The organism is Pseudothermotoga elfii DSM 9442 = NBRC 107921 (assembly GCF_000504085.1).
Lineage (GTDB): Bacteria > Thermotogota > Thermotogae > Thermotogales > DSM-5069 > Pseudothermotoga_B > Pseudothermotoga_B elfii.
This window is the reverse complement of record NC_022792.1, coordinates 1,035,444-1,059,751: the sequence shown is the minus strand read 5'-3', so window position 1 is coordinate 1,059,751 and position 24,308 is coordinate 1,035,444. Positions and strand designations below refer to the sequence as shown.

General features: G+C 38.1%; 21 protein-coding genes. 10 read left to right on the top strand and 11 right to left on the bottom strand.

The annotated features are described in order from the left end of the window. The first annotated feature begins 3 nt into the window (after window positions 1-3). From TEL01S_RS05215 to TEL01S_RS05185, 7 genes are all read left to right on the top strand, one after another. Window positions 4-546 carry a VanZ family protein gene (locus TEL01S_RS05215; protein ID WP_012003081.1) on the top strand — a complete coding sequence of 181 codons (543 nt, stop codon included), beginning with the start codon at window positions 4-6 and terminating at the stop codon, window positions 544-546. A 254-nt stretch (window positions 547-800) separates the two neighbouring features. After that, window positions 801-1,763 carry a LacI family DNA-binding transcriptional regulator gene (locus tag TEL01S_RS05210; RefSeq protein WP_012003080.1) on the top strand — a complete coding sequence of 321 codons (963 nt, stop codon included), beginning with the start codon at window positions 801-803 and terminating at the stop codon, window positions 1,761-1,763. Window positions 1,764-1,778: 15 nt separating this feature from the next. Beyond that, window positions 1,779-3,026 carry an ABC transporter substrate-binding protein gene (locus TEL01S_RS05205; protein ID WP_012003079.1) on the top strand — a complete coding sequence of 416 codons (1,248 nt, stop codon included), beginning with the start codon at window positions 1,779-1,781 and terminating at the stop codon, window positions 3,024-3,026. Between the two features lie 19 nt (window positions 3,027-3,045). Next, window positions 3,046-3,921 carry a carbohydrate ABC transporter permease gene (locus TEL01S_RS05200; RefSeq protein ID WP_012003078.1) on the top strand — a complete coding sequence of 292 codons (876 nt, stop codon included), beginning with the start codon at window positions 3,046-3,048 and terminating at the stop codon, window positions 3,919-3,921. After that, window positions 3,918-4,742, top strand: a complete 825-nt coding sequence (locus tag TEL01S_RS05195) for a carbohydrate ABC transporter permease (protein ID WP_012003077.1) — start codon at window positions 3,918-3,920, stop codon at window positions 4,740-4,742. The genes TEL01S_RS05200 and TEL01S_RS05195 overlap by 4 nt, the downstream gene beginning before the upstream one ends. Before the next feature lie 13 nt (window positions 4,743-4,755). After that, on the top strand, window positions 4,756-5,640 hold the full coding sequence (locus TEL01S_RS05190; protein WP_012003076.1) for a glycoside hydrolase family 130 protein: 885 nt from the start codon (window positions 4,756-4,758) through the stop codon (window positions 5,638-5,640). A gap of 105 nt (window positions 5,641-5,745) precedes the next feature. Further along, complete coding sequence (locus TEL01S_RS05185; RefSeq protein ID WP_012003075.1) at window positions 5,746-7,743, top strand: S9 family peptidase; 1,998 nt, start codon at window positions 5,746-5,748, stop codon at window positions 7,741-7,743. A gap of 28 nt (window positions 7,744-7,771) precedes the next feature. Here TEL01S_RS05185 and TEL01S_RS05180 read toward each other — a convergent pair whose 3' ends face one another. Next, window positions 7,772-9,145 carry an aspartate ammonia-lyase gene (locus tag TEL01S_RS05180; protein WP_012003074.1) on the bottom strand — a complete coding sequence of 458 codons (1,374 nt, stop codon included), beginning with the start codon at window positions 9,143-9,145 and terminating at the stop codon, window positions 7,772-7,774. Then, complete coding sequence (gene hydF / locus TEL01S_RS05175; RefSeq protein ID WP_012003073.1) at window positions 9,142-10,353, bottom strand: [FeFe] hydrogenase H-cluster maturation GTPase HydF; 1,212 nt, start codon at window positions 10,351-10,353, stop codon at window positions 9,142-9,144. Before hydF ends, TEL01S_RS05180 begins: the two co-directional genes overlap by 4 nt. 249 nt (window positions 10,354-10,602) lie before the next feature. Between hydF and TEL01S_RS05170 the strand changes: the two genes are divergently transcribed. From TEL01S_RS05170 to kduD, 3 genes are read left to right on the top strand one after another with little or no spacing between them, the layout of a single operon-like run. Then, entirely contained in the window at window positions 10,603-12,669 is a 2,067-nt protein-coding gene (locus TEL01S_RS05170) for an efflux RND transporter permease subunit (RefSeq protein ID WP_012003072.1), read from the top strand. Then, window positions 12,620-13,324, top strand: a complete 705-nt coding sequence (locus TEL01S_RS05165) for a pseudouridine synthase (protein WP_012003071.1) — start codon at window positions 12,620-12,622, stop codon at window positions 13,322-13,324. Before TEL01S_RS05170 ends, TEL01S_RS05165 begins: the two co-directional genes overlap by 50 nt. A gap of 5 nt (window positions 13,325-13,329) precedes the next feature. Beyond that, complete coding sequence (gene kduD / locus TEL01S_RS05160; protein ID WP_012003070.1) at window positions 13,330-14,100, top strand: 2-dehydro-3-deoxy-D-gluconate 5-dehydrogenase KduD; 771 nt, start codon at window positions 13,330-13,332, stop codon at window positions 14,098-14,100. 3 nt (window positions 14,101-14,103) lie between these two features. On the opposite strand, the gene TEL01S_RS05155 is transcribed toward kduD, so the two are convergent. The 9 genes from TEL01S_RS05155 to lspA all read right to left on the bottom strand — a co-directional run bounded on the left by TEL01S_RS05155 (window position 14,104) and on the right by lspA (window position 24,308). Continuing rightward, a complete protein-coding gene (locus TEL01S_RS05155; RefSeq protein ID WP_012003069.1) occupies window positions 14,104-15,015 on the bottom strand; it encodes an ABC transporter permease in 912 nt (303 codons plus the stop codon). Next, the gene (locus TEL01S_RS05150) at window positions 14,999-16,057 is read right to left on the bottom strand and encodes an ABC transporter permease (protein ID WP_012003068.1); all 1,059 of its coding nucleotides are present in this window, start codon (window positions 16,055-16,057) and stop codon (window positions 14,999-15,001) included. The genes TEL01S_RS05155 and TEL01S_RS05150 overlap by 17 nt, the downstream gene beginning before the upstream one ends. After that, window positions 16,054-17,595 carry an ABC transporter ATP-binding protein gene (locus TEL01S_RS05145; RefSeq protein WP_038051153.1) on the bottom strand — a complete coding sequence of 514 codons (1,542 nt, stop codon included), beginning with the start codon at window positions 17,593-17,595 and terminating at the stop codon, window positions 16,054-16,056. The genes TEL01S_RS05150 and TEL01S_RS05145 overlap by 4 nt, the downstream gene beginning before the upstream one ends. A gap of 21 nt (window positions 17,596-17,616) precedes the next feature. Further along, the gene (locus TEL01S_RS05140; RefSeq protein ID WP_012003066.1) at window positions 17,617-18,681 is read right to left on the bottom strand and encodes a BMP family ABC transporter substrate-binding protein; all 1,065 of its coding nucleotides are present in this window, start codon (window positions 18,679-18,681) and stop codon (window positions 17,617-17,619) included. 1 nt (window position 18,682) lies between these two features. Continuing rightward, complete coding sequence (locus TEL01S_RS05135; RefSeq protein WP_012003065.1) at window positions 18,683-19,426, bottom strand: nucleoside phosphorylase; 744 nt, start codon at window positions 19,424-19,426, stop codon at window positions 18,683-18,685. Window positions 19,427-19,429: 3 nt separating this feature from the next. After that, window positions 19,430-20,353 carry a nucleoside hydrolase gene (locus TEL01S_RS05130; protein WP_012003064.1) on the bottom strand — a complete coding sequence of 308 codons (924 nt, stop codon included), beginning with the start codon at window positions 20,351-20,353 and terminating at the stop codon, window positions 19,430-19,432. Between the two features lie 94 nt (window positions 20,354-20,447). Beyond that, the gene (locus TEL01S_RS05125; protein WP_012003063.1) at window positions 20,448-22,982 is read right to left on the bottom strand and encodes a helix-hairpin-helix domain-containing protein; all 2,535 of its coding nucleotides are present in this window, start codon (window positions 22,980-22,982) and stop codon (window positions 20,448-20,450) included. A gap of 5 nt (window positions 22,983-22,987) precedes the next feature. Further along, window positions 22,988-23,884 carry an RluA family pseudouridine synthase gene (locus tag TEL01S_RS05120; RefSeq protein WP_028843208.1) on the bottom strand — a complete coding sequence of 299 codons (897 nt, stop codon included), beginning with the start codon at window positions 23,882-23,884 and terminating at the stop codon, window positions 22,988-22,990. Continuing rightward, on the bottom strand, window positions 23,847-24,308 hold the full coding sequence (gene lspA, locus TEL01S_RS05115) for a signal peptidase II (protein WP_012003061.1): 462 nt from the start codon (window positions 24,306-24,308) through the stop codon (window positions 23,847-23,849). The genes TEL01S_RS05120 and lspA overlap by 38 nt, the downstream gene beginning before the upstream one ends.

Here is a 24,308-nt window from a genome sequence, read left to right as displayed (position 1 = left end):
AGCTTGAGAAAATGGCTATCGATAATTTTTTTCGTGGCGTTCACTTTGTGGATTGGATTGATATTCTATTTTTCCACAAGGTTTCCAGATGAATCGGCAAGACAGGCAAATTTTGCTTACAACATATTGAAGAAATTGGACAGAACTTTTGATTTTTCAGACACAGAATTGTTTATTAAATTGAGAAAATTTTTCACTATTCTCTGGTTTGGTAAATATAGAGCCACAACTATTGAGTTTGTTAGGAAAAGTGCTCACTTTGGACTTTATTTTTTTCTGGGTATTATTTCTTTTGAATTCGGTTTTCTTTATACCAGAAAACTTCTATCTGCTCTTTTGATAGGCATATCATTACCTTCCTTAGTTGCTTCTTTTGATGAATATAGCCAGCAATTTTTTCAGCGTGGGTCTTCAATAAACGATGTCATGATAGATATATCAGGTGCAATTTTTGGAACTCTTATTGGATTATTGCTATTGTGCTCGGTCAAATTCATACTTCGAATACGCAGCAAAAACCAATTAGATAAAAATCAACCACTATGACTCTCTGACGGCCTTTCGTTATTGCATTGTATAATTTTTGAGGTTTTTATGGAAACGATTACATATAAATATTCCATTCACTAAAGCGGGTAAAAAACCCGACAAGTCTAAATATATTCTATATAAAGCTTATTATAAAACCCATTCTTGTTCTGGCTTAAGATTGCTCTGTTTTGTTATATATTACGTTAATTGAAATAATATCTGTGAAATGTATAATAAATATGAAAAGGATTACACAACGAGGTGATAAGATGGCAACTATCGAAGAAGTGGCTAAAATGGCAAGAGTTTCGACAGCCACAGTTTCAAGAGTGCTAAATAATAGTGGATATGTTTCGGAAAAAACACGTCTTAAAGTATGGCAAGCAATGAGAAAACTTGGTTATAAACCGCAGATTTCTGCACGTGCACTCGCCAGCAAAAGATTATTCCACGTGGCAGTTGTAATAAGCCAGAGGATCGCAAATTTGTTAGCGAGCGAAGTTGGTGTTTTTTACGATGTTGTGCTCAGTTCAATAAATGATAATGAAGAGTTCTTCCGCTTTAATACAACTGTTGTTATGTTAGAAAGAATACCACAGAAAAATTTTGACGGCTACCTAATAATCGGAAGTGATGCAAGCGAAGAACAAATCAAACCATTGGAAAAAATGGGAAAAATCGTTCTCGTCGACCATTACATAGATGGGTTGGGAATTGACTGTATCTTGAGTGATGGCTATGATGGTATTTTTCGCGTAACCGAGAGATTCATCAACAAAGGAATAAAGAACATTATCCACTTACATGGGCCACTCAAATACTATGGATTTAAAGACCGATATACTGGATACATTGCTGCCATGCAAAAACATTCTTTGCTACCCATTTGTTACGAATATGATGATTTGAATGAAGAGGTAGAACCAGTATTGAGAAAAATTCTAAGGGACAGGAAACCAGAAGTAATACTCTGCTCCAACGATATCATTGCTATAAAAGTACTGCGCAAGTTGAGAGAGTGGAAATATAGGATACCGGAAGAAATTAGCGTGGTAGGTTTTGATGACATCCCTCAAGCTGAAGCAGAATCGCTTTCTACCCTGAGGGTTCAAAAGTACGAAATGGGTTTCAATGCTGTTAAAAGGCTTTATGAACTATTAATGGGGCACAGTCATCACCCGTTTAGATTGTGTTTGTACACGATGTTCGTTAAGCGGGATTCATCAATTTGAGGAAGGAGGGGAAAAATGAAAAAACTATTAACAATTCTCATTCTCTGCTCAATTATTACTACTTTTGGTGTAAAACTTGTTTTCTGGACTGCTCCCAACCCATTACAGGAGGAATTCTGGAAGGCTATAGTTGAAGAGTGGAAAACAGTTAGGCCCGATATAGAGATAGAACTGGCTGTTATTCCCGCAGCGGCAAGTTCTGAAGAAGCAATTCTAACAGCCATAGCCGCAGGAAACGCACCAGATATATCCGAAAACATCTTTAGTGGATTCGCAGCCCAGCTTGCTGAAATTGGCGCAATATATCCACTTGATTCATTTGGCGATGATTTCTGGAAAATGGTTGAGAGCAGAAAAATGAAAAATATAATTGAAAAATGGCAGTACAACGGTCATTATTATGTCATACCAATTTATTCAAACCCAATGCTTTTCTGGTGGCGGGGAGATCTTCTAAGTCAACTTGGCTATAGTAAACCACCAAGAACTTACAGTGAAATTTATGAAATCAGCCAGAAGTTCACTGTACCGAGTGAAAAATACGGTGTCCAGGTGATAGCTGGCCGGAACTGGTGGGACCGCTGGTTCGATTTCATAACATATTACTACGCCGCAAGCAATGGGAAAAACTATATAGACATTGGAAAAAAGAAAGCAGTTTTCAATGACGAATATGGTTTAAAAGTAGCTGAGTTCATATACAAAATGTTTGAGAATGGTTATACAGCCGTAGAACTTGGTACAAATCCACTGTATATGGGTGTCGTTCTGGGTAAAATAACTGGCCCATGGGAAATTAATTGGGCAAGGGAAACTTTTCCAGATGTAATGGAGCACATGTGGATTTCTCCCCCACCTGTTCCTGATGATTTTCCGGAAGGAAAACCAATTTACACTTTTGCTGATACAAAAGGCTTAGTGATATATGAGACATGCAAAGATAAGAAGGCTGCCTTTGAATTTATCTCCTGGGTATTTTCTAAGGTAGAACACGACGTTATGTGGATTGAAAAAACGAAAATGCCACCTGCAAGAGAAGACCTTGCTGAAAACCCGGCTTTCACGAAATACATGTCAGATGAATTTTTCAAAGCATATGCCGAAGCTGTAGGGTATGCAGTACCACCTGCACTTCTGGGCGAAACCATAGATGTTCAAAATGCCATGACCATTCACTTGATTGAGCCATTGATGTATCTGAAAAAATCGCCAAACGATGCCCTGACAACCGCAGTAAAAGAAGTTAATAAGATAATTTTCTAAGCTAAGAAGGGTGATGACTGTGCCTTCTTTGAAAAGTAAAGATAAAATATTTGCAACTGGTGTTATATGTACTTATTTTGGATATACTGCCGTTTTCTGGGGTTATCCTTTTGTTTGGATGGTAATGCTTGCATTCTCGAAATGGAACTTTTTTGGAAAACCAAAAATTACAGGTTTTGCAAATTTCGTTAGAATTTTTCAGGACCCCACATTTTTAAGAATTGTTTTGAATACGCTTAACTTTCTTGCTTACTTAGTGCCAATGGTTTTGATATCATCTTTACTATTTGCTCTTGCATTGAATAAAATAAAGTACTTCAAAACCTTTATCGTGCTTTCGTTTTTAGTGGCAAATGTTTCATCTGGAGTGGCCTACTCAATAATGTTTTCAAACCTGTTTTCTGTAAATGGGCCAATTAATAGATTGGTCTATTTGGTATTTGGAAAAACTATTCCATGGTTCAGTGATCCACAGCTTGCAATATTCTCGATTTGCTTGATGATATGCTGGAAATTTATTGGTTACTATGGATTGATATTATACGCGGGACTTCAAGCAATTCCAAAAAATTTATTCGAAGCAGCACAGTTAGACGGTGCGAATCGCAGAACGATATTCTGGCGAATAACACTTCCTCTGATAAATCCATCGTTGATTACTGTGCTCGTTCTGGTTATAACACTCACCTTTGGAATTTTCACGGAACCTTATATGATAACAGGTGGCGGTCCAATGCAAAAAACAACCACTTTTCTAATATATATGTACGACACAGCGTTCAGAAGGATTAACCCCTCGTATGCAACCACTGTTGCAATAGTGACAGCTTTTATGAGTTATGGCATAGTAATGCTGATTCGCCGCATCTTTGAGAGGGAAGTGAGTTTTCAATGAGAAAAAAAAGATCTGCCTCAGTTGTTCTGCACGTTGTGATGCTTTTATTGGCTGTGGTTTGGATATATCCATACTTCTGGCTCGTTTTTTCATCTTTTAAACCCGCCAGAGAAATATTTACGACATTTATTCCTTCAAACTTCACCCTTGAGCACTATAGATTTATTTTCTTCATGTCTGAAAAGATAGGAAGACCCTTCGTAAAGGCATTGATGAACAGCATATTCATCTCGAGTACCGTAACATTTTCCGTAGTGATAACATCTGCCTTCATTGGTTTTGCCATATCAAAAGTTAGATTCAGGTTGAGCAGATATACATTTAATTTCATAATATACCAGATGCTCTTTCCCGGGTTTATGTTCCTGATACCTTTATTTGTGCTGATGAAAAATCTCGGGATGCTAAATACATACAGTGCTTTGATTGTTCCAAGCCTGGTAAGTGCATGGGGTGTTTTCATGTTCAGTCAATCTTTTAAATCTATACCTGACGATTACATAGATGCGGCAAAAATAGATGGTGCGAATCGCATCTGGATAGTTTTGAGAGTGATGCTACCACTCAGCAGATCAACTGCATCAATCGTTGGATTGTTTACATTCATAGGAATATGGGACAACTTTCTCTGGCCTTTGATGGTGATAAAAGACTATAACAAAATGCCACTTTCTGTATTACTTGCTGCCTTCAATCATGAGTACGCAAGTTATGTCGGACCAATATTTGCCGGTTCTGTTTTACAAATGATGCCTATGGTTTTAATATTTTTGTTGTTGAGAAAATATTTCCTTCAAGGAATCTCGATGTCATTCAAATAGAGGAGGTATATCAATGGAGTTGAAACTCTTAAGACACCCAGCAAATCCATTATTGAGTCCTGTTTCTTACCATGGATGGGAAAACAAATTTGTCTTCAACTGCGCTGTTGTTTTTGATGGCGAACTGTTCCACATGATTTACAGGGCTCAAGGAGAAGATATGGTATCAAGACTGGGTTATGCTGTAAGTATTGATGGCGTGAATTTCAACAGATTGGAAAAACCAGTATTTAAACCTGCTTCTCAATGGGAATTGTACGGTGTAGAAGATCCGAGAATTACCAAAATTGGCGAGGAGTATTATATGGTTTACACAGCCTATTCTCCCAGAGGGACGCGTGTGTCATTGGCATCGACAAAGAACTTTATAACCTGGAAAAGGTATAACGTGGTTTTGCCGGATATGAACAACAAAGATGCCGCATTGTTCCCAGAAAAGATAGATGGAAAATATGTAATGTTGCATAGAATAGAACCAGATATCTGGATAGCTTATTCAGACGATCTGGTCCACTGGAATAATTTCGTCAGCATAGCCAAGCCAAGGCCAGATTACTGGGACAATCTTAAAATTGGTGCCGGTGCGCCACCTTTGAAGACACCGTATGGATGGCTCTTACTGTACCATGGTGTTGAGAAAAGTGAAAGGCCTGTATATAGACTTGGTTTTATATTGCTTGATTTGAACGACCCCCGGGTTGTTCTTAAAAGAAGCGAACAACCAATTCTTGAACCAAAGGAAGATTGGGAGATCTTTGGAGGAGTTCCAAATGTCGTATTTAGTGATGCCATGGTTGAATTTGGAGGAAAATATTTTGTCTATTACGGAGCAGCGGACAACCATATTGCCTTAGCCACAATAGATGTTCAGGAAGTTTTGAATTGGTGTGAAAACTGACATCAAAAATGGAAATTCTACTCCCCGTGCCTTATGGCACGGGTTTTGTTTTTTTCTATCGCAGTGATAAAATAGTACTTAATGCGAACGAAAAGGAGGGGTTTCATGCAAAAACTCAAAATCGATGATTTCTTAAAGTACAGATTTATATCAGATTTGTCTTTTTCTCCAGATGGAAAGCATTTGGCGTTTGCCGTTCATGAAATGGACCAGGATGAAAACAAATACAATTCGAAGATCTGGCTTTACAAAACAGAATATCCGCAACTACTGCAAGTGACATTTTTTGGAGATGAGAGAATTTTTACATGGTTAGATAAGGAAACACTGTTGTTTGCTTCCTTAAGAAACGAAAAAGACAGGAAACGAAAAGATAATGGAGAACAACTGACTGTTTTTTACAAAATAAATATTAATGGTGGAGAAGCCCAAAGAGCTTTTGAAATTCCTCTAATGGTCAGAAAGATTGAGTATATCGGTCAAAAAAAGTTTGTGTTTACGGCTATGTACGATCCAGAAATACCTGATCTTTCAAAAATGAACGAAGCAGAAAAACAGGAATGGTTAAGAAAAGCAAAAGAAGAAAAAGATTACGAGGTTGTTGACGAAATTCCTTTCTGGTCGAACGGGAGCGGTTTCACAAACAAAAAGAGAACCAGACTGTATATCTATGATGAAAATTCCAGCACAATTTTGCCTATAACTGATGAGTATACTAATGTCGAGCATTTTTCAATAAATCCAGATAGAAAAAAACTTCTGTTTATATCAAACCGCTTTGAGAAAAAGATGGAAATAAAATCTGATTTGCATCTTTATACCTTTGAAGATGAAAAACTCACGAAGCTAACACACGAAGATCGTTTTGATTACGAAATAGCCTATTTCCTGAAAAATAAGATAATTTTTGCAGGTAAAGATATGAGAAAATATGGAATAAATGAAAATCCAAGGTTTTACATCCTGGATCCTCAAACCAGAACCACAAGAGTTATTACTCCAAATTTTGACCGAAGCCTCAGAAACAGTGTAAATTCTGACTGCCGTTATGGTGCAAATCGCATTGCGAAAATCGATGGTGATCATCTGTATTTTATAAGCACAGACTGGCACAGCTCCCATCTCTACAAAATTGATGAAAACGGAAATATCGATCAACTCACTCTGGAAGATGGTTCAGTAGATGGCTTCGATGTGTATGAAGATAAGATTATTTTTGTTGGCATGCGCAATATGAAATTGCAGGAACTTTACACAGTAAAGGAAAATAAAGAGCAACAGATAACATTTTTCAATGAATGGCTTGTAAAAGAACGCAATCTCTCTAAGCCAGAAAGATTTACTTTTCAATCGAGAGATGGTACAACCTTGGAAGGTTGGATAATCAAGCCTGTTGACTTTGATGGTGCAAAAAAATATCCCGCCATCGTCGATATACATGGAGGACCAAAAACAGTCTACGGAGAAGTTTTTTTCCACGAAATGCAATTTTGGGCGAGCGAAGGATATGTTGTCCTATTCACAAATCCGAGAGGAAGCGATGGAAGAGGAAACGAGTTTGCAGATATAAGGGGAAAATATGGTACTGTTGATTACGAAGATCTTATGGATTTTGTTGATGCAGCGTTGAAAAGATATCAGTTTATTGACGAAAATAGAATGGGAGTAACAGGTGGGTCTTATGGAGGATTCATGACGAACTGGATTATTGGACATACAGATAGATTCAGAGCGGCTGTTTCTCAAAGAAGCATTGCAAATTGGATATCAAAATTTGGCACAACAGATATAGGGTACTTTTTTGTGGAGGATCAGCACCTTGCGACGCCATGGAGCAATCAAGAGAAACTGTGGTGGCATTCTCCCATGAAATATGCAGACAGAGCAAAAACACCAACACTGTTTATTCATTCGGATGAAGATTACAGATGCTGGCTCGTTGAAGCTATCCAAATGTTCACATCCCTGAGGTACAACAATGTTGACACAAAATTAGTTATTTTCAAAGGTGAAAATCATGAGTTAAGCCGTGGTGGAAAACCCAAACACAGAGTGAGAAGATTAAAAGAGATAACTGAGTGGTTCAACAAATATCTGAAATAAAATTACTCATTCTGGCAGGGCAAGACTTTCAGTGATAACCAAGCCCTGCCATTTTATCTATGTTAAGATTTTGAATAATTTCCTGTGGATCTATATGCCTTTTTTCTGAGAGGATCTCAATTGCTCGGTAAAGGTCCCAGTTAGCTATTTTTATTGCCTCAGAAACCTCCTTATACCCGAAAATATTTATCAGTGGTGTAAGAAGCGCTGTTGATCTTTCGAGATTTTCACTGCACTTTCTTTCATCAGCTTTTATGAAAGGTATATACGCCGACAAAGCTATACAGGAATTCTTCAAAAAGTCCAGTGATTTGAGCGTATAATGGACAATCAATGGAGCAAATTGATTGAGTTCCAGATTACCAAGTGAGCAAGCGTGAGCTATTAAAACGTCATTTGCAAAAACAACATGGCAAAGTTGCATTACATATTCACAAACAACCGGATTGATCTTACCGGGCATGATAGAACTACCTGCCTGAATTTGTGGAAGAATAATTTCTCCAATAGCTGTTTTTGGACCACTTGCGAGAAGTCTAATATCATTGGATATTTTGTAAAGGTTTACAGCAAGAGATTTCAGAAGGCCATGAACTTCAGAGAAAACATCCCAGTTCTGTGTAGAATCTATGAGATTTTCCGCCTTTGATATTTTCACACCACAGAGCTGCCGTATTTTGTCTACGATTTTTAATATATACTCTTTTGGAGCACCTATCCCTGTGCCAATAGCGGTACCACCTATATTAACAGTTCTTATTCTTTCTTCAACTTTGTATAAACGCCACCTGTCTCTTGCAAGTGCATCCGCAAAAGAACCAAATTCCTGACCGAGCATTATGGGGGGACCATCCATCAACTGAGTTCTTCCAGGTTTCTTTATTGAGTAAAATTCTTTTTCTTTCTGCTGAATCTTATCCTGGAGGTTTATAACTTCATTGATCAATTCTCTTAACTTTACAATCACAGCTATTTTGCCTGCCGTCGGGAAAGTGTCATTTGTAGATTGGTGCAAATTTACATGAAGGATAGGATCAACTATGTATTCTCCTTTTCTTCGACCGAGTATTTCGGAAGCTCTGTTCGCAATCACCTCGTTTACATTCATATTCACAGATGTACCAGCTCCGCCACAAAGTGGGTCAATTACAATGTGATCTTTTAGAAACTGCCATTCATCACATGCCCGGGTTATAGCCACAGAAATTTTTTCATCCAAGTATCCAAGTTCTGCATTTAACAAAGCACAAGCTTTTTTTATTGTAAAATATGCCCAGATAAAGGTATCATCCAGCTTTTCGCTAGTAGCTGGAAAATTGATAAGAGCCCTTTTAGTATGAATTCCATAATAAACATCATCTTCTACTTCAATCTCACCCAGATAATCCTTCTCTTTTCTCATATTAAAGCACCTCTTCGAAAAATCCTGACTGCTCTTTCCAGCACACCATGGAGATATGAAATTACAACTCCATAATTTGTCATAGGTTTGGCAAGTCTCTTTGCCATACGAATCCTTCTCATCATGGCAGATCTGTTAAGTACACACCCTCCACAGTGGATTATGAGTTTAGTATCTTCAATTTCATTCAGGTCGGGAAAATCTCTACCTGAGATTACCTTAAAATTAAGTTTAACTCCAGTATGATTAACAAGCCATCTTGGAATTTTAATTCTGCCAATATCTTCCGTAAGTGGCCTGTGCGTACAACCTTCCATTATTAAAACGGTATCATTATCTTGAAGATGCTCTATTGTTTTTACGCTATCAATAAAATAAGCCAGATCGCCTCTGTGGCGCGATTCAAGAATCGAAAAAGTGGTGAGCTCAACATCGTCATCTATATCAGAAACTACTTTCATAACAACCTGAGAATCAGTTATAACAAGTTTTGGCTTCATATGAATTTGCTCCAGCGTGTACCTCAATTCTCTTTCTTTTACAACAAGGGCTACAGCTTCTCTATCAATTATTTCCCGTATAGCATGAACTTGAGGCATTATGAGCCTTCCTTTCGGAGCGCCAAGATCTATCGGAACAACTACAACAACCAGATCTCCTCCTTCAATAAGATCAGAAAGAAACGGCACTTCATCATCATCGGGTAATATTTCATTGATTTTTCTTCCAATGAGTTCAAAACCTTTAATTAATTTGGAGGAAACTGAGATTGTCTTGACACCATATCTTTGTTGATAAACCCCGAGCAACTCGTCAACTTTCTCCTTCAATAAATCCTCTTTATTGACAACTATTAAAAATGGTATCTCCATTTCCCTGAACAGAGAAACGATATCATCTTCGTAACGCGTCGGTAAGCTATCAACAAGGAGGATTCCACAATCAGCTCGATAGAGAACTTTTCTTGCCCTTTCAATTCTCAATCTACCAAGTTCACCAGTGTCATCGAATCCCGGGGTATCTATAAAAGTAACAGGGCCAACGGGATTGAGTTCAATGGTTTTGTAAACCGGGTCAGTTGTGGTCCCGGCTATATCACTCACTATAGACACATTTTGACCAATAATCGCATTCAGGAAAGAAGACTTTCCCACATTTCTTCTACCAGCTATGGCCACATATCTTCTAAATCCGGCAGATAAATCCATACAATCACTCCTTAAAAGAAAAACCCCTCCAACAACGAGGGGGAGATTCCCCTCGGTGTTGGGCAATTCCTCCACCTCAGGTGAATCTTTTCACTTCTGATGATATCATATTTGCCCCGGCTGAATTACCTCGAACCCTAATTGAAATATCAGGTCAATATATGTGAGGTTTACTAATATTAAAGATATTGACAGTTAAAAATTTTAACTATATAATCTACTCAGTGTGAAAAAATGGGAGGAAGAGATATGAAAAGATACAGGTTTACCATTATCTTCTTGATTTTATCCATACTTTGCGCTGTCTATGCTTTTTTTAGAATCAAAATAAATGCTGATTACATGGTTTTCCTTCCGGGATACAGGCCAGGAGAGCCCATTGAAAAGATAGATAATCAGGATGTTAAAGCTTTGCTGGATGTATCAGAAAAATTTTCTGATGGAACACAGATCATACTCATTCTCTATTCTGAGAAAACATTTTTTGACAGAGAATCCCTTCAAGATGTTTTAAAACTTCAGGAAAAACTTTTAAAAATAGAGGACATCAAAACTGTCCTGAGCGTGACAAATTACGTCTTTAAAACTCCATATTTTGATGGTTCCAGCTTGAAAAGGGAGATAGTTGGTGATGAAGAAGCAAAATCTTTCATTTCCAGTGACGGCAAATACCTGCTTTTAAACTGCATTCTAAAGCCTCTTGATGATCAGAAACCTGCACTGAGAAAAATAGAGGCTTTGCTGAAGGAATATCCTCAGCTGTCTCCAATATTGTTTGGTCAAACTGTTATAAACGATCAACTTTTCAAAGAAATAATAAAACAGATGGTCCTGTATCCGGCGATGATGTTTCTTGCTATATTGATAGTTTTTTATCTTCAGACACGCTCAATAAAAGCGAGTTTCGTTTCTCTGCTTGTTCCACTACTTGCAACAATTGTTGTTTATTCATGCGTGGCGTTGATCGGTTCTGAATTGAATGTAATGACAGTCATGACAATCAGCTTTGTTCTGGTAATAGGTTCTGCTTATGGGCTCCATTTTTACAATGGTATACTTAGATTTGGAAAGAACGTTAGAAAAAAAATGTTTAAGCCCATATTTTTCTCAATGATTACCACCGCAATAGGGTTCCTGTCTTTCCTCTTTGTTAAAATATCGGCTTTCAGACAGCTGGGGTTGATGGTTTCATCTGGACTTGCACTGGTGTTTCTGATACTTTTTACATCTGGATACGAATTACTGTACAGTGAAAACAAGAGAAATCCTCAAGCGATTTCTGTGACTATAAAAGGAAGCTTAATTGGAAAAACTCTCATTGTTGCAATAATAATTGCAGTGATTATTACACCATTTAGCCTTGGAAAAATTGAGATAGGAATGGATCAGGTTTCGTACTTTTCGAAAAATAGCGAAATCGGCAAAGCCATGAAGATACTCGAAAGAGAATTTTCCTATCGCGAACCTGTTTTCATAATGATGGAGAAAAATTCAATTTTCACAGTCAAAGACGGACAAATTATTAAACAAATTATCGAGAAAATAAGTGACCTTGAAGGGGTCTCGGCAGTTCAATTTCCCCAGTCATATCCTGTGCCAACATTAGCAATGCTTTCCCGTTTACAACCGGCTGTTGGATATTTTGTTTCAAATGCACAAACAGTCAGGTTAGTTGTAAATATAACAAATGATGCATACACACATGCCGGGAAACTTAAACAGCAACTTGAAAAAATATTAAGTGATTACAGAGAATATAAATTCACCGTGGCAAGTGCGGCTTTTGTTGTTGATCAAATAAATTCTCAGATCTTGCAAAGCCAGTTACAGAGTCTAATTACGTCTTTGATCTTGATATTCTTGATGATTATAATAGCTTTTAGAAAATTCTGGCTCTCTATAGTTATTGCTATCCCTGTAGCTTTAACAGCTCTTTTCAATTTTGATTTCATCGTGCTTTTTAACCTAAAACTCGATATCGCAACGTCTATTGTAGCCAGTATTCTGGTAGGTCTTGTAGTAGATTACTCAATTCACTTGGCTCACGATATGAGAATGACAAGAGACATCTCGAAAACAATTTCCAACGTTGGTATGCCCATACTTACCAATGCTCTTGGCTTGATAGCAGGTTTTACAGTTATGAGCTTTTCAAAACTTGCCCTTTTCAGAAATATATCCCTTCTGCTATCACTTGGCATTGGTTTCGGAGTTTGTTTTACTTTATTCTCAGAACCACTTATTGTTCAAAGGCTGGTGAAAAATAATGAGGCTGGACAGATTTCTCGCAAATGCAAAAATAGGAACTCGAAGTGAGGTCAGAAAAATTATAAAAAAAGGAGAAATATCGGTTAATGGAGAAATTGTAAAAAATATATCTTTTCACATAAACGAAACAGATATCGTTGAATACATGGGAAAAACTGTCGTTCCTTATAGAAAAATATATTTAATTTTCAACAAACCAGCTGGTTTTGTTAGCGATAAGACTAACGCCCAGCCATCTGTTTTTGATCTGATAGATCATCCGTTTATTGACCAAATGCATGTTGCGGGCAGGCTGGATAGAGATGTGGAAGGGCTGTTGATTTTAACAAACGACGGCTTGTTCACTCACAGGCTGATAAGCCCAAAATTTCATGTGGAGAAGGAGTATATGATATGGTTTGAAGGAAATCTTACAGCAGAGAAAATTCAAATTGTAGAAAATGGTATCGTTCTGGCACAAAATAGATTCAAACCTGCAAAAATCAAATTATTGTCGTCTAATATAATGACCCTTACTATCACAGAAGGCAAATATCACCAGGTCAAGAAAATGATAAAAATTATGGGATTAACTTACAGAAAGATAAAAAGAATCAGAATCGGGAACATCAATCTGGGAAATATGAGTACGGGAAATTATAGAGAACTTGACGAAAATGAATTAAATGAGTTGATGAATTTGCTTGATATAACAGTGAGGTGATCTTGATGGATGTTCTAAAATTATTTTCTCTTGAAGGAAAAGTTGCCATTGTCACCGGCGCTTCTCGTGGTCTTGGTCAGGCTATGGCAATTGCTCTTGCTGAAGCGGGCGCTGATATTGTTGGGGTTAGTAGGTCAGAAGCTGAGCAATCTGAAACAAAAATGGCTATCGAAAAAATCGGAAGAAGATATTTTGCCATAGGAATGGATCTAAGCCAATTCGAAAAGATAGGCTCAATTGTTGAAAGTGCTGTCAAAAAATTCGGGAGAGTTGATATTCTTGTAAATAATGCCGGTGTAATAAAAAGGGCCCCTGTAACAGAGTACAGCGTTGAAGACTGGGATAAAGTTTTGAACATTAATTTAAAAGCGGCATTTTTACTCTCACAGTACTTTTCCAGATATGCCATCGAGAATGGTATAAAGGCCAGGATAATTAATGTCGCTTCGATGTTGTCTTTTCAGGGAGGGATTTTTACTACTGCCTACACAGTATCGAAACATGGCATAGTTGGGCTTACCCGTATTTTTGCAAATGAACTGGCAAGATACGGTATCACTGTTAATGCAATTGCACCAGGTTATATGGAAACGGATAATACAGCGGCGTTGAGAAACGATAGAAATAGATCGATGGAGATTTTATCCAGAATACCCATGGGTAGATGGGGAAAGCCCGATGATTTGAAAGGCGCAGTTGTTTTCTTAGCAAGCTCAGCCGCTGATTATGTAACCGGTACTGTGCTTGCTGTGGATGGAGGATGGTTATCGAGATGATCACTATTGCTGAACTCTTGAATGTGATTTAACTTTTATTTGAGCGTAAATAATCAGAATTACCAGCGTTAGAGCAAATGGCAATATGTTGGCTATTTCAGAAGGGATTCTCAGTGATTGAAGGCTAATTCCCGTTGTTTCTGCTGTGCCAAACAATAGAGCTCCTAATGCGCCTAAGAAAGCTGAATTGCCGCCGAGTGCCTGTGCAGCAAGTGCAATGAAACCTCTACCCGAAGTCATATCGCGTACAAACCACGATACGTAGCCCATCGAGAGAAAGGCACCGCCCAGACCAGCAAAAAAACCACTCAATGTGAGAGAAATGAACTTCATCTTCTTTACAGATATTCCCACAGACACGGCGGCGTCGGGATTTTCACCTACAGATCTCATTCTCATACCTGCAGGGGTTTTGCGAATAAAGTAATCTACCACAAACACCGAAAAAATAGCAACATAGGTCAAAATGTTGTGATTACTCAGGATATTTCCGATAAATGGTATATCTTTGATAAAAGAAATCTCAATACGTGGGAGAGGAAAACTTTTCATTGAGGCAGATGAACCTTTATCTCCAGTTATTGCATCCAGTAAGAAAACAGTAAAACCTGATGAAAAAAGATTTAATGCAACTCCACCTATTATGAGATCTACCCCTAATTTCAGGTGAAAGTACGCAAGTAACATAGCAAGCGCAGTAGCCGAAGTAACGCCGAATATGAGCCCCATCCAGGGATTCTGGCTGATAGAGGCAATAATTGCACTCCAGAATGCAGACATTAGCATCATACCTTCAATGCCAATGTTTATTGTGCCTGTTATTGAACTGAGCAAGGCGCTCATTGTTGATAATATAATGGGGGTGGATACTCTGAGAATACTGTAATAAAAAGACGAATTAAGAAAATCTCTCATCTTTTATCGACTCTTTTTCGATAATTTTCCGTTTGAAGCTAAAAAGCAACGCCTCTGCCGTGATTAAAAGTATCATTATTCCCTGAAGTACCACAACAATTTCAGGTGCCACACCAGTCATTCTTCCCATGACGCTGGCTCCTATTCTCATATAAGCAATAAAAAGTGCAGCAGGTATTACCAGGAAAGGATTGTTTCGAGCAAGTATTGCTACAATTATGCCATCAAACCCATAACCAGGCAAAGATTGCCAGACGAATCTTCTGTACATAGCCGATATCTCTATTCCTCCGGCTAATCCTGATAGCGCCCCTGAAAAGATCTGCACCCAGAATATCACATTCGTAGTTTTTATTCCACTGTAGAAACTGAATTTCTTGTTGGCACCTACAACCCTGATTTCATAACCATATCTTGTGTTGAAAATCATCAATCCTGTTAGCACACATATCGCGATGGCTATTAAAAATCCCGAATTGAGTCTGTATCTGCTCAGCACAGCAAGCCAGGCAGTCTCAGGAAATTTGTAAGACACAAGTGCCCCCACTGATCTATCTCTGAAGTAATTGTTTACAAGATAAATTACAAGATAATAAGAAATATAATTCATCATCAACGATGAAACAAGCTCACTTGCTCTCCATTTACTTTTGATAGCTGCTGGTACAAAAGCCCACATCGCCCCAAAAATTGATGAAGTTATTAAAGTAAAAACCACGTGAAAAAATGGTATTTTCGGAAAACTCAGTGCAGCAACCATTGCTCCAAAAGCCCCGAAAAAAAACTGTCCTTCTGCGCCTATATTGAAAATTTTTGTTTGAAAGACAATCGATATCGCCAGACCAGTTAACATTAATGGTACGGAGTTATTGAGAACTTCAACAAATCTTCTTTGAGAAGAGAATGACCCTGTGAGAAACCACCTGAAAGCTTCTTCTGGATTATCAGTAGCCAGGGTTAAAAAAATATACCCTATTGCAAATGCAAGTACAACTGTTAAAATAACTCTCAAAGTTTCTATCACTGTGAGCTTTTTTTTCATGATGATCCCTCTAAAGGTGTTTTTTCTCTCCTGATGCCAAGCATATAATAACCAATTTCCGCTTCTGTTAGATTCTCATTTTGAAAATGGGCAGTGATCTCTCCTCTATAAAAGACGAGTATCCTATCTGAAATCTGTAAAATTTCCTGAAGATCTGTTGAAATTAAAAGAACAGCTTTACCATCGTTTCTCATTTGCAAAAGTTTTTTTCTAATAAGCTCGCTGGAAGCAACATCTATCCCATGAGTTGGTTGACTGGCTATTATTATTCTGGCATCAACTGTCATTTCCCTGGCAAGAATTACCTTTTGAATGTTACCACCCGAAAGCATTTTCATAGCAGTTCGTGGACTTTCTGCCTTTATTGAGAATTCCCGCATGATCTTTTGAGAGAACTGATAGGCCTGCTTTTTTCTGTAAAGAAAAGTACGAAAAAACAGGTTAGAACCGCATCTATTTGATACGAGATTTTCTGCTATTGAAAGATCAGGTGCGCAACCTATTTCAATTCTGTCTTCAGGAATATAGGCAACCTTCATTTTTCTGATCTGCCAGGGATAAGCGTTCAATGTATTTATCCCATCCACATATATCTCACCAGTCGCATTTTCTCTCAACCCTGTGAGTATTTCAACAAGTTCTTTCTGCCCGTTGCCCTCAAGCCCGGCGATGCCAAGAATCTCACCGGCTCTCAGTGAAAAGCTTATATTTTTTAGAATCTGCACACCGTCTTCACGAAAATAATTAAGATTCCTGACTTCCAGCAAAATCTTTCCAGGACATCTCTTTACCTTTTTAATACTATGCTCAAATTTCTTTCCTATCATTAACTTGACAATGTCCGATTCACTCAGTTCATTATTATCATAAGTTCCAACAACCCGGCCATCACGCATTATCGTTATCTTATCTGCTATTTGCTTCACTTCATTCAGTTTGTGCGTTATAAAAATCACCGTTATCCCGAATCGTGCTAAATTTTTTAAAACATCAAACAACTCTTTCGTTTCCTGAGATGTCAGAACTGATGAAGGTTCATCAAGAATCAATATTTTCGCATTTCGGATAAGAGCTTTGAGTATTTCCACTCTTTGCTTTACTCCCACGGGCAAATCCATCACTTTTTCCTCAAGAGGGACCTGAAAATTAAGTTTTTCCATATATTTTGTGACTATTCGTCTGGCTTTTTCAAAATCGACAGTAAATAAACCCTTCCTGGGTTCAATGCCAAGTATTATATTTTCAATAACTGTAAAGGATGGAACAAGCATAAAATGTTGATGAACCATGCCAATATTTAACGCAATGGCATCTTTTGGTGAGTTCAGGTTTACTTTTTTCCCAAAAACTTTGATTTCACCGCTGGTTGGTCTTTCCATTCCAAAAAAAATCCTCATCAATGTGGTTTTCCCGGCACCATTTTCGCCAACAATTGCGTGTATTTTTCCAATCTCAACGGATATAGACACATTTTTATTGGCTACAATGCCATTTGGATAAACCTTCGTAATGTTTATTGCTTCAAGTGCATACATCATTTTAAGTCATGCAAAAATTTCTCATGGTTTCACACTTGCCCTTAACTGATTTAATTCTTCCTGAGACATTTCAAAAACGGTACCAACCTTTATTTCACCAGAGATGATTTTCTTTTCTATCTGTGCTATCTCGCTTCTGAGATGTTCCGGAACAATTTGCCTGTAATATTTGTTGTCAGCTATTCCGACACCCCCCTCAGCTATACCAAGTGACTCAACCTGACCATAGCCTAATTTTCCTTGTAAATGTAACTTCAACCCTCTGAAAATGGAATTATCGACATTTTTCATCATAGAAGTGACAATATGATTTGAAATTTCTGGATCCGTAGATTCATACATCAAAGCCTGATCAGAGTCAACTCCTATAACCCACCGATCGACCTCTTTTGCTGCTTCAAGCAAACCAATCCCCGTGTTTGCAGCAACGTTGAATATAATATCTGCGCCATGACGGTACATAGCCAAACTGATCTCTTTTCCCTTGGCTGGATCGTTGAAACTGCCAACATAAGAAATAAGTACTTTTATTTCTGGATTTACATATTTTGCTCCTTCAATATAACCTACAAGGAAATCATTGATAACAGGTATATCCACTCCACCTAAAAAACCTATAACTGGTTCCGGATTGGTTTTTGGAATTCCAGATGTGGTAATCAATGCTGCCAGTGCACCAGCCAGGAAAGACCCTTCGTTTTGTTTGTAGATCATCGAATACACGTTATCAAGTTTGCTTTTGTTGTAATCTACAGAAGCATCAAATATAAAATACTTTTTTTCAGGATGCATGGGAGCTACTTCTTCAAGTATCTCTTGCATTTGCCACGTACCAACTATTATCACATCGTAATCCTGATCAGATATATCTTCCAGATACGGTCTCCAGTTCGCCGGATTGTAATTTGCCTCAATAACCTTTCCCTGAATCCCCAGTTCCTCAACAGCCATCTCGAGGCCCCTGCCCGCTGAATCGAGAAAAGACTTGTCACCAAGTCTTCCGTTCAAAAGCAAGGCGACTTTAAGTGGTTCCGCTATAGAAAAAATCACAATCATAGCAAGCAGAAAAACCAAAATTTTTCTCATCTCATGCACCTCTTTCGATGAGAATTTCTATGGCTTTCAAGGCTATCATTATAGATTTTTCCAGACCCTGTTCAAATTTTTCCCCAGCCTGGATATACCCTTCATCTGTCAATTCTTCGCGAACAGTTAATATCGCACCAGTTTTGAGTTTTTTCAACGATCCAATCACATAAAGTGCTCCTATCTCCATTTCTACTCCTAAAACACCGGCTTTGATCAACTGTTTCTCCAGATGACCATGCTTTTCTTCATCAAAAGCTTTTCCATAATAAGAATCTGTTGATAAAACTATTCCAACGTGATAAGGATTTTCCACGCGTTTTGCGGCCCCTATCAGAGCATTCACAACAGAAAAATCAGCTACTGCAGGATATTCGGGAATTATATACTGGTTAGTTGTACCATCCATCCTGACTGATGCAGTAACTATCAGACTGTCGCCAAGATTTAAACCTTTTTGCAATGCCCCGGTTGTTCCAACGCGAATTACTACTCTTGCATTTGTGGTGGCAAGCTCTTCAATGCCTATAGCCATGGCTGGCGAACCCATCCCTGTAGACATAACGCTGACCTTTTCACCTTTAAGGTAACCTGTGTAAGTGAGATATTCCCGGTTATCCCCAACCTTTGTTGCTTCTTGAAGATATTTAGCCACGCGCTCTACTCTTCCCCTGTCACCAACAACAATCACATATTTTCCCACATCGTCAGGTTTAACTCTTATGTGATACCTTGGATCTACCATGACTTACACCCCTTTCAAAAGGCTAATTTTTTCGAAGAATATTTGAAAAAATCTTTCTCTTTTTACGCTCAGCAGAACCCTGGCGTTGGCCTTTTTTCCCGATGTATTCCACAGATCAACTACCGTTTGCCCATATGTAAGTTCACCTTTTGTCTCTATATCAACGTGATATTCCTTTGACTCAAAGATTTCGGGGCTAAGAAGGTACATCACAGTACATGGATCGTGTAAGGGTACACCTTCTATTCCAAAAACCTTTTTGTAAGCTGATTTGAAAAAAATCAACAAATCTGAAAGAATTTCGAATTTCTGGCCAAGTGATCTTATACGAAAAATCTCTTCATCAGTAACTATTACCTGATGAGTGAGATCTAAGGGAACCATCACAATAGGTACGCCAGATTCAAAAACAATCTTTGCCGCTTCCGCATCCGCAAAAATATTGAATTCCGAAACTGGCGTAACATTTCCAAATGATATACCTCCACCCATTAGAACAATAGAATTTAACTTGTGAATCAAATGAGGATGCATCAAGATAAGAAGAGCAACATTTGTCAAAGGGCCAGTAGCAACAAGAGTCACATCATCGTACTTTTCTATAGTCTCAGCCATGAATTGAACTGCATTTGTTTTTTCTATAGGCCGTTTCATTGCTGGGAGATTTGCTCCTTCCAGGCCAGATTGACCATGAATATCTGGAGCAATCACTATATTTCTTAACAGAGGTTTTTCACGCCCTGCAAAAACTGGCAAATCTATGTCAAACAAATCGAGGATGGTTCTCGCGTTTCTACTTGTGTTATGCAAATAAGAATTTCCAGCTACCGTCGTTACTCCAGTCAAACCAAGCTCCTTTGACGCTCCGGCAATCAACAACGCAAATGCATCATCGTGACCCGGGTCACAATCAAGTATCAAATGCACTTTATCTCCTCCCATGCTGTTTTTAACAAAAAGATTCTACCAAAATTCTATTGAGATAGCCCACATATTGTGAAAAAATAACGGCATGATGCCTTTAAGCGGAAATTACCCTGATTTTATAACTCTCAAGTCTTGGACGCGTAGAATTAATCAACACCTTTTTTCCAAGCAACACCACCTGGGTATCTTCATATTCAGAAGCCTGTTCAAAATCTTTCTCGTCAAAACAACCATAAAATTCATAAACTATCGATTTTACCTGCGACAAATCATAATGAGCCTCAATTGATCCATTAGCTCGCAATATAATTAGATACTCTCCATCTTGAAGATTTTCTCTAATCCGAATGACAGAAAGGCTATCACACGCATATCCTTTCTCAATATTTACAGAAACAGGTAGTGTTCTGGCATAAGAATAGACATCACTGAGAGGTGCAAATTTTCTTGATAGATACGTTTTGAATGGCGTTAGCGGAAAACCATATACCTGCTCTTCAAGCTTTAAGATATCTATGTGCGTCATATTAGTATCAAACCTGCTTTCTCGTTTACCAAAAACAGTGGAAATTTCTAACAACGATGGGTCAAAACCCTTTTGAAAACTGTTAAACGCCTTTATAGAATTTTCACGCGTGTGATAAATGCAATCAAAGGCGCCAGCGTGAGCTAACCTCTGAATTGTAGAAAGTGGTAAAGAAGTCTTTTTAGCAAAATCCTGTATATCCTCAAAAGGTGCTCTGTTCTGGCAAAGCTGTACGACCGATGATCCCACACCAGCAATTGCTTCCATGGGTAACTGAAATTGGTCTTCTTTCAAATCAACAGGATTAACAGATGGTTGAATAACCTCAAAACCTGTGGTTCTCAATTCTTGAACAGCGGCGAAAACCTTCGAAGGATCATTTGAATGTTCTTTTATATAATGTTGAAAGAAAACTTTTGGAAAATGGTTCTTTATATAAGCGAGTTGATAGCTCAACATAGCATACGCTACACTGTGGGATTTATTGAAAGCGTAAGAGGAAAACTGGATAAGAATGTTTGCAAGCTCATTCACAAAGGATTTACTGTATCCTTTGTCAATCATTTTATTTCTTAGTTTTTCTACAGCTGCTTTCATTATCAATCTATCTTTATGGGACATGGCCTTCCTAAATAAATCTGATTCAGCAGGAGACATATCTGCCATGCTCATTGCAAGTTTCATTATCTGTTCCTGATATATCACTACTCCAAATGTTTCAGGAAAAAGATCTTCGTGGTATTCTCTATTGCATCCTCTTTTTCTTTCAGCATATATTCGATTTAGCCTTGCAATTAGTGGGCCTGGCCTGTTGATTGCAAGTAATACCGAGAGTTCGTTAAACTCTTGAGGCCTTACTTGTCTGCAAAGCGATCGAACTGGCAATGATTCAAGCTGAAAGATCCCTGTTGTTTTTCCAGAAGATATCATTTCATAGGTTGAAAAATCATCTACAGGCACAGAATCTATTTTCAGAGTTTTTTTCATATTAGAAATCATTGTTAGAGTTGTCAAACCAAGCAAATCTATCTTTGTAACGCCTATTCCCTGTAAGGAATCCATGTCGTACTCAAGTATGCGAAAATTGGAATCTCTCACCATGGGGAGGTTCAAAACTTCATTTGCTATGATTAGGCCGGCAGCATGCACGCTTCTTCGGTACGGAAGTTTGTTCAGTAATTTGATATGTTCATCTTTGATAGTCAAATTCAACCTCCTGGCCTCAGCATTTATGGATTTTAAAGACAGTGTAGAAAAACTGGAAATTTGAGCACAAAAGGGAAACACGCGTATTAACTGTTCTATGAGCATAGATCTTTTTCTATCCTCAACATCTATATCAATATCTGGAGGTTCCTGTCTGTACTCGTTCAAAAATCGTTCAAAAAGCAAATCATGTTTAACAGGGTCGATTTGGGTTATACCAAGAATGAATGCAACCAACGATCCAACAGCACTTCCTCTTCCAGGACCAACGCAAATATTCATGGACCTGGCAGTATCCACTATCTTTTTAACGGTATAAAAATACGACTCGAGATTCATTTTTTCTATTATCTCAACTTCGGATTCGAATCTGGGCTGATAGCCCGGTGGTACTTTTTTTGAAAAATTTCTCAGCCATCCTTTTTCGGGTTTTGGAAAACTCATCTGCACTTTCAGGTCATAAGGCTTGCAATTCAACGCGTCTGCGACATCTGTAAGATTATTTTCAAAATAAGCGCCTTTTTTTGGTTGAACGGATAATAACTGGCATAAAAAAGCGTGTGCTTCATAATCTGATTCTCTGAGGTAATAGATCAATTTGACTGAATCAATATTTACCCATGGCGTTTTGGGCTGAGATGATTCGTTATATGCTTTAATCAATTCTTCATACTGGTCGCGGTCCTGCGCGTAAAAGATTTTTTCATCAATTCTCAGGGCATGAACGGGGATAATTCCATTACTACGACAAATTTTATTGAAGTGTACACAGGCATGAAAATTTTGATCAGCAAGCATGAGCGATTTCAAGCCAAATGATTTTGCTGCATTGACAACCTCTTCAAGTCTCAGAATAGATCCTTCAAAAGAGTAGGGTGACACTATACAAGCGATCACGGCTTTCACACTCCGGATGAAATTAACCGAATAGTCTCTTTAAAATCTTCTGGAAGAGGCGCGATAAATTCAATCCACTCATGTGTTCTTGGATGGTAGAAACCAAGTTTGGTTGCGTGGAGCATTTGCCTTGAAGCGCCTGAACCTTTTCCATACAATTTGTCCCCTAATATGGGGTGATTTATACATTTCATATGTACTCTTATTTGATGTGTCCGACCAGTTTTTGGAAATGCCATGAGCAAAGTCGCATGTTCAAAATATTTGATAACTTTATAATGTGTAACAGCGATTCTCCCGATTTCACTGGCAGCCATTTTTGTGCGCAAAACTGGATGACGGGCAATGGAAATTTGTATATCTCCTTCCAAATGCTCCACCTTTCCGCTTACCAGCGCAAGATACATTTTGAAAACTTTCCTGTCTTTAAATTGATTCGACAAATTATGATGCGCAAAATCATTTTTGGCTACAACCATAACTCCCGATGTATCTTTGTCTAATCTGTGAACAATTCCCGGTCTCAACTCACCACCAATACCTTTCAAATCCTTGCAATGATATAAAAGAGCATTAACCAATGTACCGGAATTGTGTGAAGGTATAGGATGAACAATCATACCAGCAGGCTTGTTTACAACTATAATATCTTCATCTTCGTAAATAACAACAATCTGTATTGGTTCGGGTTCTATTGAGATGCTCTGGGCGTTACTCGGTATGGAAATTTTTACCACATCACCGAATTTTACCCGATAGTTCGGCTTGCGGATGACATCATTTACAGTCACTTTTCCCTCTTTTATGGCCCTTTGCACAAAACTTCTGGAAATCGCTTTTGGTATCCTCTGGAGGAGGAAGAGATCAAGTCTTAGGTTCACTTCGCTTTTCTCGACCGTCATCTGCAAAACTTCTCTCTCCCCTCAAAAGGCTCAGTAAAATCAATATACCTCCAATAGTTATGAATGAATCTGCAATATTGAATATTGCCGGAAAATATCTCACGCTTATAAAATCCACAACATAACCAAATCGAAATCTATCAATCATGTTACCTATAGCACCACCAACCACCATTTGTAAACCTACTCTGGTAAGCAGAGAACATCTAATAAAAATTGGCAAAGCCGCAAGAAGGAATGTGACTGCAAATGTTATCCAGAGAACCCAGGGAGATCTTGAAAACATTCCAAAAGCTATACCTGTATTACGAGTATATGTAAACCACAAAATCCCCGGAATAGCAAAAAACGGCTGAACAAGATATTTCTCAACTATCATTTTTGAAAGCTGATCCATTAGTATCACAAAGGTTACCCAGAACAT